This window comes from Caulobacter sp. 10L414 (assembly GCF_056395525.1).
Genome location: NZ_JBFTJR010000099.1, coordinates 1 through 12,514 on the forward strand (window position 1 = coordinate 1; position 12,514 = coordinate 12,514).

Sequence of the window (12,514 nt, forward strand, 5' to 3'; positions counted from 1 at the left end):
GGCCGTCAKGACCGCCTCCAGCGCCCCCGCCGCCTTCCTGGGCCTTGCCGCCCAACGCGGAACCATCGCCCCCGGCATGGCCGCCGACCTCGTCCTCCTCGACGACCACCGCAACGTCGTCCGCACCTGGATCGACGGGCGCGGCTAGGTCTTAGAACCTATCAACCGAGCTTCCCCGCGAAAGCGGGGACCCAAGCCGAGTCCGCGGATGATCGACGGCCGCGCCAAATCCCGGAAACCAGCTTGGATCCCCGCCTTCGCGGGGAAGGACAGGGTTGGGGAGGACAAGAGCGCAACCCGCCCCCTAGGTCGGGATCGGCAGGGCCGTCGTGAACTTGATCTGCTCCATCGCGAAGCTGGACGACACGTCGGTCAGCGGCGCGGTGGCGATCAGGCGCTTGTAGAAGCGGTCGTAGGCGGCGATGTCCTTGACCACCACCTTCAGCAGGTAGTCGACCTCGCCGGCCATCCGGTAGAACTCGACCACCTCGGGAAGGGCCCCCGCGCCCTTGGCGAAGGTCGCGAGCCAGTCCTCGTCGTGACGGCCGGTCTTGACGGCCACGAACACGGTCAGCGGCAGGTCCAGGGCCTCGCGGTCGAGCAGGGCGACGCGGGCGGTGATGACGCCGGTGTCCTGCAGACGCTTGAGCCGCTTCCAGCACGGGGTCTGCGACAGCCCCACCCGCTCGGCCAGTTCGGCGATCGAGGCGGTGGCGTCCTCCTGGAGGATGGCGAGCAGGCGGCGGTCGATGGAATCGAGATCGATCATCTCGCTTCTTCGCATATCGGAGATGGGAATTCTCCCAACCTGCCGCGCGCCGCCAAGATCGACAATGTCTTTCTCACCAACGCGGCGCATCCTCGCAGGTCTCGATCGAGGAGGGACCCGCGATGCTCGAGCTCTTCACCCGCCACCCCCGACAAGTGGGCGAAACCTATGGCGAGCACTTCGCCATGGCCTGGAGCTTCGGCCTGCCGATGCTGGCCGCGGGCCTGGCCTGCCTGGTCCACGGCGTCCTGCCCTTCCTGTTCGAGCGCACCGGCAGCAATTGCGTCAAGGCGCTGCACGCGCGCATGAAGGGCCGCGGCGCCCCGGCGCCGGCGCCGATCAGCTTCCAGGCCTTCGACGCGGCGATCTGAACCGACGATCCTTCGGCTCAAGGCCGCCCAAACCGGCGTTTCGTCCGTGGAGGGCGCATTTTCGGGCCCGCGCCGAATATCCGTCGTCTTTGCGCCCTGCCCCCTTGGCGGTGCGCCGATCCCCGGCCATGGTCCCCCGGCAGTCGGGAGGACAAGCATGAGTTTCTGGACGCGCCGCAAGGCGATCGACGGGGCGAGCGGCGGCCATGAGGGCCACCAGCTCAAGAAGACCCTGAGCTGGCCCCACCTGGTGGCCCTGGGCGTCGGCGCCATCGTCGGCACCGGCATCTACACCCTGACCGGCGTCGGCGCGGGCCTGGCCGGTCCCGGCGTGATCCTGTCCTTCCTGATCGCCGGCGCGGTCTGCGCCTGCGCGGCCCTGTGCTACGCCGAACTGTCGACGATGATCCCGGCCTCGGGCAGCGCCTACACCTACAGCTACGTGGCCATGGGCGAGCCGGTGGCCTGGGTGATCGGCTGGAGCCTGATCCTCGAATACACCCTGGTCTGCGCGGCCGTGGCGGTGGGCTGGTCGGCCCACGCCCAGGGGCTGTTCAAGATGATCGGCACGCCCGACTTCCTGCTGGCCGGCCCGCACGCCGGCGGCATCATCAACCTGCCGGCCGTGATCATCTCGATGGCGGTGGCCGGCCTGCTGGCCCTGGGCACCCGCGAGAGCGCCACGGTCAACATGGTGCTGGTGGTGATCAAGATCGCGGCCCTGGCCGTGTTCGTCGCCCTCTGCCTGCCGGCCTTCGACGCCAGCCACTTCACGCCGTTCATGCCCAAGGGCTTCGCCGCCAACCCGGGCCCCGACGGCCTCAAGGTCGGCGTCATGGCCGCCGCCAGCCTGATCTTCTTCGCCTTCTACGGCTTCGACGCGGTGTCGACCGCCGCCGAGGAGACCAAGAACCCCAAGCGCGACCTGACCATCGGCATCGTCGGCTCGATGGCCGCCTGCACGGCCATCTACATGATCGTCGCCGCCGTCTCGATCGGCGCCTCGCGCACCGAGGTGTTCTCGGCCAGCGAAGCGCCGCTGGTGTTCATCCTGGAAACCCTCAAGCACCCGAAGGTCGCCGCCGGCGTGGCCCTGGCCGCCGTCATCGCCCTGCCGACCGTGATCCTGGCCTTCATGTACGGCCAGAGCCGCATCTTCTTCGTCATGGCCCGCGACGGCCTGCTGCCCCGCGCCCTGTCGCGGGTGAACGCCAAGACCGGCACGCCGGTGCTGATGACCGTGCTGACCGGCGTGCTGGCGGCCTTCCTGTCGGGGCTGCTGCCGTTGAAGGAGATCGCCGAGCTGGCCAACGCCGGCACCCTGGCCGCCTTCATCGCCGTCGGCGCCTCGGTGATCGTGCTGCGCCTGCGCGAGCCTGGCCGTCAGCGGGTGTTCTCAACGCCGGTCTGGTGGCTGGTGGCGCCGGGCGCGATCCTGGGCTGCCTGTATCTGTTCATCAGCCTACCGGCCAAGACGCAACACTACTTCTTCTACGCCCAGTTGATCGGCCTCGCGATATACTTCCTTTACGGCGTGCGACGCAGTGTCCTCGCGAAAGGCTCGTCCCTCGCGAAGTAAGGTGAGCGCAGGGGCAGGCCGGAGGGGTTTTCGATGACCAATCTCGACCGCGCCCTGCGCATCTGGCCCGCCGCGCTCGTCGTCGGCGCGGCCCTGCTGGTGACAGGCTGCGGGGGCGGCGGAGGCGGGGGCGGTCCCTCGACGGGCGTGACCACGCCGCCTCCCCCTCCCCCTCCTCCTCCACCGCCTCCTCCGCCCCCTCCGCCGCCGCCGCCGCCGCCGCCGCCGCCGCCTCCGAGCGTGACGAGCACGGAGTACCAGCGCAGCTGGGGCCTGGCGGCCATCCACGCCAATGTCGCCTATGACGCGGGCTACACCGGCGCCGGAGTGACCGTCGCCGTCGTCGACACCGGCGTCGACCCGGCCCAGCCCGATCTGGCCGGCCGCCTGTCGGCCGCCTCGACCGACATCGTCGCCGGCCGCAACACCCCGTTCGACACCGACCGCCACGGCACCCGCTCGGCCGGGATCATCGCCTCCAACTTCAACGGCACGGGCACGATCGGCGTGGCCTACGGCTCGACCATCCTGTCGATCCGCGCCGATACGGCCTCGACCAATCCCAGCTGCGAAGACTGCATCTTCGGCTCGACCAACCTGGCGCGCGCCATCGACTACGCCGTGGCCAACGGGGCCAAGGTGATCAACCTGTCGCTGGGCGGCGAGGACCCGCTGGGCGCGACCTTCGAGGCGGCCCTGTCGCGCGCCGCGGCGGCCGGGGTGGTGGTCGCAGCCTCGGCGGGCAACGAGGGCCTGGCCGATCCGGGCTGGCCGGCCCGCTACGCCGTCGATCCGCGCTATGCCGGCGCCGTGCTGGCCGTCGGCTCGATCTCGCGCACGGGGACCCTCTCCAGCTTCTCCAACCGCGCCGGCGTCGCCGCCGAGGGCTACATCGTCGCGCCCGGCGAGGACGTGATCACCGACTGCGACGGCACGAGTTGCTGGCGGATCTCGGGCACGTCGTTCGCCGCGCCGCACGTCTCGGGCGCTCTGGCCCTGCTGCTGCAGGCCTTCCCCAACATCTCCGGCCGCGACGCGGTCTCGATCCTGCTGCGCACGGCCGCCGACGTGGGCGCGACGGGCACGGACTCGACCTATGGCCGGGGATCTCTGGACCTGACGCGGGCCTTCCAGCCGGTCGGGACCAGCAGCCTGGCCACCGGCGCCGGCGTCGCCGTCACGCTCGACGGCGGCGCGGCCCCGGGCGCCAACATGGCCGGCGCCTTCGGCAACGCCCTGGCGCGCACAAGCGCCCTGACCACGGTGCTGACCGACGACTACCACCGCCGCTTCGTGGTCGACCTGGCCGGCAGCGTGCCCTCGGCCTCACGCCGCGGCGTCGGCGACCTGCCCCCCGCGGCGGCGTCCAGCGCCGTCGTCCTGGGCGGCCCGGCCCTGGCCGGCGCCCAGCTGGCCTTCAGCGCCGAGGCCCCGCTGTTCGAGGACATGCCCAACGCCAGCACGCCCGACCTGCTGCTGGCGCCTCAGCCCATGCGCTCGGCGCGCATGCAGGCGGCCTTCGGACGCTTCAGCTTCTCGACCTGGAAGGGCGAGGGCGGCGCGCCCGCCCCGGCCGGGCCCGAGGGGCGCGACGCCTTCCGCATGGTCGCCCGCCCCGACCAGACCGTTCAGGCCGCCGTGCGCCTGGGCCGCTTCGCCTTCAGCGCCGAGCAGGGCGAGGCCGAGCGGCGCCTGCCGCTGCGGACCAGCCAGATCAAGGCCTCGCGCTATGTCTCGGCCACCGGCCAGACGGCCATCGCCGGCGGAGTGTTCAGCCTGACGGCCGGAACCCTGGAGGAGCCGCTGGGTCCGCTGGGCTCGTTCCTGGCGCCCGGCTCGACCTTCGCCCTGCCCTCGACCACCCGCTTCACCGCCGCGGCCTTCGACCTGTCGCCCCGGCCGGGCGTCAGCCTGCGGGCCGAGGCCTCGATGGGGCGGATGGACGCCCAGGGCGGCCTGCTGGCCCTCGACGGCGCGGTCAGCGGCGCCTGGCGCCTGGCGGCGGCGGCCGACTGCGGCCTCATCGGCTGGTCCTGCGCCCAGCTGACCTTCGAGGTCAGCCAGCCCCTGCGCATCGAGGCCGGCGCCTTCACCACCACCCTGGCCGACGCCCCGCTGTCCTACGAGGACCCGCTGACCTACTCCACCCGGCGGTTCAGCGCCTCGCCCGACGGGCGCGAGATCGACCTGCGCCTGGGGCTGGAGAAGGCCCTGAACGGCGAGCGGCGGCTGACCTTCCGCGGCGGCGTGGCCCTGCAGCCCGGCCACGACGCCTCGGCCGATCCGGAGCTGAACCTGTCGGCCACCTACCGCGCCCGCTTCTGACGGGCCTTCCATTCCGCCGCGCGCCGGCTAAAGTCGGCAAATAAAACGATCGTTTGACGCGACGGAAAACAGGAAGGAACCGCCATGGCCCTCGACCGCGAGACCCGCGACCAGCTGCTCGACATGGTCGCCCGCTTCGTGGCCGAACGCCTGCGGCCGATCGAGGCCCAGGTGGCCGAGAACGACGCCGTGCCCGAGGCCGTGATCGCCGAGATGCGCGACCTTGGCCTCTTTGGCCTGTCGATCCCCGAGGAGCACGGGGGCCTGGGCCTTTCGATGGAGGACGAGGCGCTGGTGGCCATCGAGCTGGGTCGCGCCTCGCCGGCCTTCCGCTCGGTGTTCGGCACCAATGTCGGCATCGGCAGCCAGGGCCTCGTCATGTTCGGCACCGACGCCCAGAAGGCCAAGTGGCTGCCCGGCATCGCCTCGGGCGAGACCGTCACCTCCTTCGCCCTGACCGAGCCGGAAGCCGGATCCGACAGCGCCTCGGTGCAGACGCGGGCGGTGCGCGACGGAGACGACTACGTGCTGACCGGCTCCAAGCGGTTCATCACCAACGCCGGCAAGGCTTCGCTGTTCACGGTGATGGCCCGCACCGACCCGGACGCCAAGGGCGGCTCGGGCGTCTCGGCCTTCCTGGTGCCCGCCGGGCTGCCGGGCCTGCACGTGGGCAAGGCCGAGAAGAAGATGGGCCAGCAGGGCGCCCACATCCACGACGTCACCTTCGACGGCGTTCGGGTGCCGGCCGAGAACCGCCTGGGGGCCGAGGGCGAGGGCTTCAAGGTGGCCATGCAGGTGCTCGACCGCGGCCGCCTGCACATTGCCGCCGTCTGCGTGGGCGTGGCCGAACGGCTGATCGCCGACTGCGTGGCCTATGCCAGCGAGCGCAAGCAGTTCGGCCAGCCGATCGCCAGCTTCCAGCTGATCCAGGCGATGCTGGCCGACAGCAAGACCGAGGCCCTGGCCGCGCGCGCCCTGGTGCTGGAGACCGCCCGCAAGCGCGACGCCGACCAGAGCGTCACCCTGGAGGCGGCGGCCGCCAAGCTGTTCGCCTCGGAAATGGTCGGCCGCGTCGCCGACCGGGCCGTGCAGATCTTCGGCGGGGCCGGCTACGTGGCCGACTACGGCATCGAGCGCCTGTACCGCGATGTCCGTATTTTCCGGATTTACGAAGGCACCAGCCAGATCCAACAACTGGTCATCGCCCGAGAAACACTTCGTCGCGGCGGATAGCCGCAAGCATATCTCGGTAGAGTGCGACGTCATGACGCGCTCAAAACGGGAAAAGTTGTTGGCGCATTAACCATCGACCGCGAGAGTGACCACCGATATCTCAATCGGGGAAGCGGCCAGATGAGCCAGGACTATGCACTGAGTGACCGCGTTGCGTTCATGGGCCTCGACACGCGAGCCCGTGCGGCCCTGCGGGCTCTGCGTCCGCTCATCGAGAGGGAAATCGGTCCCGCGCTGAAGGGCTTCTACGACCGCGTCAAGGCCACGCCCGAGACCCGCAAGTTCTTCGGCGACGAGCGCCACATGGACGCGGCCGGCAATCGCCAGAAGTCGCACTGGTCGGTGATCGCCGAGGGCGAGTTCAGCGACACCTACGTCAAGGCCGTGCGCGCCATCGGCGAGACCCACGCCCGCATCGGCCTGGAGCCGCGCTGGTACATCGGCGGCTACGCCCTGGTCAGCGAGCACCTGATGCGCGCGGCGATCCGCGAGGTCTGGCCCAAGGGCTTCATGGCCAAGGCCGACGGCGCCGAAAAGGCCGGCGACGCGGTCTCGGCCCTGATGAAGGCGGTCATGCTCGACATGGACTTCGCCATCTCCATCTACCTGGAGACCATCGAGGCCGAACGCCAGCGCCTGGAAGAAGTGCGCCAGGCCAACGAACGCAGCCAGACCGCCGTGGTCCAGGCGCTCGGCGAGGCCCTGTCGCGGCTGGCCAGCGGCGACCTCGCCTCGCGCCTCGACATCGAGGTCACGCCCGACTTCCAGAAGCTGAAGGGCGACTTCAACGCCGCCGTGGCGACGCTGGAGGAGGCCATGGCCGCCGTGACCCAGGCCACCGACGGCATCCGCATGGGCGCCGACGAGATCGGCGTCGCCGCCGACGACCTGTCGCGCCGCACCGAACAGCAGGCCGCCAGCCTGGAAGAGACCGCCGCCGCCCTCGACGAGATCACCGCCACGGTCAAGCGCGCCGCCGCCGGCGCCCGCCAGGCCTCCGACGTGGTGGCCGGGGCCAAGACCGACGCCGAGCGCTCGGGCGTGGTCGTCACCGACGCCGTCGCCGCCATGGGCGAGATCGAGACCAGCTCGCGCGAGATCAGCAACATCATCGGGGTGATCGACGAGATCGCCTTCCAGACCAACCTCCTGGCCCTCAACGCCGGGGTCGAGGCCGCCCGCGCCGGCGACGCCGGCAAGGGTTTCGCGGTCGTGGCCTCGGAAGTGCGGGCTCTCGCCCAGCGCTCGGCCGAAGCGGCCAAGGAGATCAAGAGCCTGATCAGCGCCTCGTCCAAGCAGGTCGAGGCCGGCGTGGCCCTGGTCGGCCAGACCGGCGAGGCCCTGCGCGGCATCGTCGTCAAGGTGGCCGAGATCGACGCCCTGGTCGGCGAGATCTCGTCCTCGGCCCAGGAACAGTCGAGCGGCCTCGCCCAGGTCAACATCGCCGTCAATCAGATGGACCAGGTCACCCAGCAGAACGCCGCCATGGTCGAGCAGACCACCGCCGCGACCCATTCGCTGAAGGGCCAGTCCAGCGAACTGACCCGCCTCGTCGGCGGTTTCAAGACCTCTCGCCAGGCGGTGACGCCCCCCGCCGCCCGCCCTGCGCCCCGTCCGGCCGCGCCTCGCGTGGCCTCGCGTCCCGGCGCCGCCCGCGGCTCGGCCGCCGTCGCCATCGACCAGGACTGGGAAGAGTACTGAATTTCGTGAGGCCGGGGCGCGGCGTAGCGTAACGCGTCCCGGTCGGTTTCTTCGCGCGTCTCCTCAACTGGCCCGCCGCAAGGCGGGCCTTTTCTTGGAGAACGCATTGCTTGAAAAGTATTCGGCGTTACTTGACCACGCCGATGTCCAGACAGCAAAACGCCCCCGCCGATCCGGCCTTGGCGCGTCCCCTGCGGGATGCGCCGGCCTGGACCAGCGGAGGCGCTTGGACCCCCTCTGGGAAGGCGCGTAAGTCTTACGCGCCGCCCGGGAAGCGGAACGGAACCTTCACGGTGCCGGTCTTCGAGCCCATCGGCAGCTTCTCGGCGATGCACATGGCCGCCTTGTCGAAGCCCTTGCCGGCCGCGCTGTTGTCCACGACCTTGCAGGCCGAGAGCTTGCCGGCGTCGGCGGTGCACTCAAGCATCACCTGGGCGGCGTCCTTGGTGTTGGCGAACTGCTGAAGGCAGCGGCCCATTTGGTCTTCGAAACCGCCGGCGGCCGAAGCGGCCTGAGCGACGAAAAAGCTGCCGGCGATTCCCGCGGCAATAGCGATCGGATATTTCATCCCGCTGCTCCTAGTATTTTTTCTTCGTCCGTTGGACGTTGCGCCAACCGGACGCCTGCACCTTTTCGCAGCCGCAAGTTAAGATAGTCTGAGTCACCGAAGAATAATCGATATTTACTTATCGATAACCATAATGACTTGTGAAGGGCGCCAGGTCGCCACAATCGCCCCTCTCTAGACTCAAATACGCGTGCGTATGCGCATATCGATACGGGGTGCGACAGGGTGCGGCCATCATCCTTAACCAAAGTCAGGAACTATTAGGAATCTATCGTGATGATCGCCCCACATTGCGGACGGTCCGTGGGCACGGCCGTCTCTTGGAGGGGATTTGTCATGAAGCGCTTTCGACTCGTCGATCTGCCGTTGATCATAAAAATCGGCTTCGCGCCGGCCTTCGCACTGCTGATGCTGGCGGCCATGGCCGTGGGGTCCATCGTCGTGCAGAAGAGCCAGTCGGCGGCGCTGCAGCAGGTCGTCGAGACCGACATGCGCACCAACAGCGAGATCCAGTCGCTGTCGCGCCGCATCACCGACGCTCACGGCAAGCTCTACCAGATCCTGGCCTCCAAGGCCGATCCGATGGCCGCTCCCGCCGGCCCGCGCATCACCGAGCTGCTCGCCGAGTTCGACACCCTCGGCAAGGAAATGAAGGGCCTCTCCGCCCGCCTGCCGGTCTCGGAACGTCCGAAGATCGACGCCCTGGTCAAGGCGCTGGCCGAGTGCCGCAGCGCCGTCGACACCGTCAGCGGCATGGTCGACGTCGATGCTGGCATGGCGATGAGCTTCGCCGGCAGCTTCGAAGACCAGTACGTCAAGATGGCCGCGCAGCTGCAGAAGGTGGTCGACGACGCCGCCAACCGCGCCAAGACGCAAGCCGCCAAGCGCCAGGCCGAGGCCGCCGCCTCGATCAGCATCACCATCGTTCTCTCGCTCATCACCCTGGCCGCCGTCGGCGCCCTGGCCTTCATGACCGTGATGACGACCCGCAAGTCGATCGGCGACATCGCCGGCGCGACCGAAAAGCTCTCCAAGGGCGACAACGGCATCGATCTGGAACGCCTGACTCGTGGGGACGAGCTGGGCGCCATCGTGCGTTCGCTGAAGGTGTTCCGCGACAACCAGCTGCACCTTGAGCAGCTGCGCGCCGAGCAGGAGAAGTCGGCCGCCCTGACCGCCGACGAGCGTCGCGCCAAGGAAGCCGCCGCCGCCGCCGCCGCCCGCGAAAGCGCCCTGGTGGTCAGCTCGCTGGCCGAGGGCCTGGAGCGCCTGGCCCAGGGCGACCTGACCTTCCGCGTCACCGCCGCCTTCCCGGGCGAGTACGCCAAGCTGAAGGACGACTTCAACGGCGCCATCGCCCAACTGCAGGACACCGTGAAGGTGATCGCCGCCTCCACCGACGGCCTGCGCACCGGCGCCGACGAAATCGCCCACGCTTCGGACGACCTGTCGCGCCGCACCGAGCAGCAGGCCGCCAGCCTGGAAGAAACCGCCGCCGCCCTCGACGAACTGACCGCCACCGTGCGCCGCACGGCTTCGGGCGCCCGCCAGGCCTCGGACGTGGTCTCGACCACCCGTGGCGAAGCGACGCATTCCGGCCAGGTCGTCCATCAGGCAGTGTCCGCGATGGGCGAAATCGAAAATTCCTCCAAGCAGATCAGCCAGATCATCGGCGTGATCGACGAGATCGCCTTCCAGACCAACCTCCTGGCCCTCAACGCCGGGGTGGAGGCCGCCCGGGCGGGCGAAGCGGGACGTGGTTTCGCGGTCGTCGCCCAGGAAGTCCGCGCGCTCGCCCAGCGCTCGGCCGAGGCCGCCAAGGAGATCAAGACCCTGATCTCGTCGTCGACCCAGCAGGTCTCGGCGGGGGTGAGCCTGGTCGGCCAGACCGGCGAGGCCCTGCAGCGGATCGTGGCGAAGGTCGGCGAGATCGACGCCCTGGTCACCGAAATCGCCGCCTCGGCGGCCGAGCAGGCGACCGGCCTCAACGAAGTCAACACCGCCGTCAACCAGATGGATCAGGTGACCCAACAGAACGCCGCCATGGTCGAGCAATCGACCGCCGCGACCCACTCGCTGAAGGGCGAGACCGGCGAGCTGGTGCGCCTGATCGGTCGCTTCCGTGTGGGCGAGGGTTCGGCCCAACGCTTTGAACGCCCGCGCGAAGCCGACGCCCATGTCGACTCGCCGGCCCGCAACCCCGTCGCCGAGCAACGCGCCCGGCTCGGCGCCTTCGCCCGGCCTGGCCGTGGCGGCGCCGCCGCAGCGGCCGCCCCGGCCAGCGACGGCTGGGAGGAGTTTTGATGACTGTCCTTTCGCTGCCCGAAACGCTTGATCTGAAGGCGTCGGGTCCCCTCAAGGCGGCGTTCCTGGAACGCCGCGGCGATGCGGTCGAGGTCGACGCCGGCAACGTCCGTCGCCTCGGCGGCCTGTGCCTGCAAGTGCTCCTGGCGGCCAAGACCGCCTGGGCGGCGGACGGCAAGTCCTTCTCTATCCGGGCCCCTTCGGAGGCCTTTGTCGAAACCACCCGTCTGTTCGGCGCCGAAGGGGCGCTTCTTTCGGCGGATATCCATGGAGTTCAATCGTGACGCGGACGGTCCTCACGGTCGATGATTCCCGAACGATGCGGGACATGCTGCGCATGGCCCTCGCCGGCGCCGGGTTCAACGTCGTCGAAGCGGTCGACGGCGAGCACGGGCTGGAAGTGCTTTCGGCCCATCGCCCCGACGTGATCATCACCGACATCAACATGCCCAAGCTGGACGGCTTCGGCTTCATCGAGGCGGTGCGGGTCGACGACGACTATCGCGCCATCCCGATCCTGGTGCTGACCACGGAAAGCGACCCGGCCAAGAAGGACCGCGCGCGCCGCGCCGGCGCCACGGGCTGGATCGTCAAGCCGTTCAACCCGGAAAAGCTGGTCGACGCCATCCGCCGCGTCGCGGCCTGACGTCGTTTCCCCCTGCCCGGGGGCACTGAAGACTCTCTCGTTTTAGGAACGTTGGAATGGACGAGTTAGAGGCCATCAAGGTCACCTTCTTCCAGGAGTGCGAGGAACTGCTCGCCGACCTCGAAGGCGGGCTCCTGGCCATGCAGGACGGCAACGACGACGGCGACACCGTCAACGCCGTGTTCCGCGCCGTCCACTCGATCAAGGGCGGCGCCGGCGCCTTCGGCCTCGAGCCGCTGGTGCGCTTCGCCCACGTGTTCGAGACCCTGCTCGACGCCGTTCGTTCCAACGAAGTGCCTGCGACCCCGGATCTGGTGGTGACCCTGCTGCGCGCCTCGGACGTGCTGGCCGACCACGTCAGCTCGGCCCGCGGGCTGGGCGTCGTGGACGAAGCCGTCTCGGCCGCCATGGCCGCCGAACTGAAGGCCTGCACCGACCCGAACGCCGCGCCGGCTCCCGCCGCCGTGGTCGAGGCGCCGGTGTTCGAAGCCGCGCCCGTCGCCGCGCCGGCCGAAGCGCTGATCGGGGCCGACGACGCCCTGGACGACGACGACCTCGGTTTCGACTTCCAGCCGATGACGATCACCATCGACGAGCAGGCGGCCGACGTCGCCGCCGCCGCGGGCAACGTCTGGACGGTGTCGATCCGTCCCAAGTCGGACCTCTACCGCAAGGCCAACGAGACCGCCCTGCTGCTGCGTGAACTGGCGCGCCTGGGCCCGATCGAGGCCACCCTGGACGCCAGCGCCATCCCGCCGCTGGACATGCTGGACGCCGAAGCCGCCTACGCCACCTGGACGGTGCGCCTGGAGACCGAGGAAGACGAGACCGCCATCCGCGAGGTCTTCGAGTTCGTCGACGGCGACTGCGACCTGGAAATCACCCGCGGCGAGGGCCTGAACCCCGACGCCGCCCTGGCCGCCCTCCTGGCCGGCGACGCGCCCGCCGCCGTCGAAGCCGCTCCGGCGGTCGTCGCCGAGGCGCCGGCTCCGGTGGTGGTGGAAGCCGCCCCCGAACC

Annotated in this window: 12 protein-coding genes; 10 read left to right on the forward strand and 2 right to left on the reverse strand. The window is 69.8% G+C overall.

Going from position 1 to position 12,514, the window contains the following annotated elements; genetic code table 11:
* On the forward strand, nt 1–148 hold a 148-nt coding region (locus AC1DCG_RS24045), incomplete at its 5' end, for an amidohydrolase family protein (protein WP_477041717.1).
* A gap of 156 nt (nt 149–304) precedes the next feature.
* Here the strand turns inward: AC1DCG_RS24045 and AC1DCG_RS24050 are convergent.
* The gene (locus AC1DCG_RS24050) at nt 305–769 is read right to left on the reverse strand and encodes an Lrp/AsnC family transcriptional regulator (RefSeq protein WP_477030906.1); all 465 of its coding nucleotides are present in this window, start codon (nt 767–769) and stop codon (nt 305–307) included.
* Between the two features lie 122 nt (nt 770–891).
* On the opposite strand from AC1DCG_RS24050, the gene AC1DCG_RS24055 reads away from it, so the two are divergent.
* From AC1DCG_RS24055 to AC1DCG_RS24075, 5 genes are all read left to right on the forward strand, one after another.
* A complete protein-coding gene (locus AC1DCG_RS24055) occupies nt 892–1,140 on the forward strand; it encodes a DUF6356 family protein (protein WP_477030907.1) in 249 nt (82 codons plus the stop codon).
* A 157-nt stretch (nt 1,141–1,297) separates the two neighbouring features.
* Nucleotides 1,298–2,719 (forward strand): amino acid permease, encoded by a 1,422-nt coding sequence (locus AC1DCG_RS24060; protein ID WP_477030908.1) that lies wholly within the window; start codon nt 1,298–1,300, stop codon nt 2,717–2,719.
* A 33-nt stretch (nt 2,720–2,752) separates the two neighbouring features.
* Nucleotides 2,753–5,044: a S8 family serine peptidase gene (locus tag AC1DCG_RS24065; RefSeq protein WP_477030909.1), complete on the forward strand. Its 2,292-nt coding sequence runs from the start codon at nt 2,753–2,755 to the stop codon at nt 5,042–5,044.
* An 84-nt stretch (nt 5,045–5,128) separates the two neighbouring features.
* Complete coding sequence (locus tag AC1DCG_RS24070; protein ID WP_477030910.1) at nt 5,129–6,277, forward strand: acyl-CoA dehydrogenase family protein; 1,149 nt, start codon at nt 5,129–5,131, stop codon at nt 6,275–6,277.
* A gap of 120 nt (nt 6,278–6,397) precedes the next feature.
* Complete coding sequence (locus tag AC1DCG_RS24075) at nt 6,398–7,978, forward strand: methyl-accepting chemotaxis protein (protein ID WP_477030911.1); 1,581 nt, start codon at nt 6,398–6,400, stop codon at nt 7,976–7,978.
* Nucleotides 7,979–8,234: 256 nt separating this feature from the next.
* On the opposite strand, the gene AC1DCG_RS24080 is transcribed toward AC1DCG_RS24075, so the two are convergent.
* Nucleotides 8,235–8,546, reverse strand: a complete 312-nt coding sequence (locus tag AC1DCG_RS24080; protein WP_058347358.1) for a hypothetical protein — start codon at nt 8,544–8,546, stop codon at nt 8,235–8,237.
* 336 nt (nt 8,547–8,882) lie between these two features.
* Here AC1DCG_RS24080 and AC1DCG_RS24085 point away from each other — a divergent pair, with 336 nt between their 5' ends.
* From AC1DCG_RS24085 to AC1DCG_RS24100, 4 genes are all read left to right on the forward strand, one after another.
* A complete protein-coding gene (locus tag AC1DCG_RS24085; protein WP_477030912.1) occupies nt 8,883–10,850 on the forward strand; it encodes a methyl-accepting chemotaxis protein in 1,968 nt (655 codons plus the stop codon).
* Nucleotides 10,850–11,134, forward strand: a complete 285-nt coding sequence (locus AC1DCG_RS24090; protein ID WP_420808196.1) for an STAS domain-containing protein — start codon at nt 10,850–10,852, stop codon at nt 11,132–11,134. Before AC1DCG_RS24085 ends, AC1DCG_RS24090 begins: the two co-directional genes overlap by 1 nt.
* Nucleotides 11,131–11,496, forward strand: a complete 366-nt coding sequence (locus AC1DCG_RS24095; RefSeq protein ID WP_058347355.1) for a response regulator — start codon at nt 11,131–11,133, stop codon at nt 11,494–11,496. The genes AC1DCG_RS24090 and AC1DCG_RS24095 overlap by 4 nt, the downstream gene beginning before the upstream one ends.
* Before the next feature lie 56 nt (nt 11,497–11,552).
* The coding region (locus AC1DCG_RS24100) for an Hpt domain-containing protein (protein WP_477041716.1) at nt 11,553–12,514 on the forward strand (962 nt) is incomplete at its 3' end.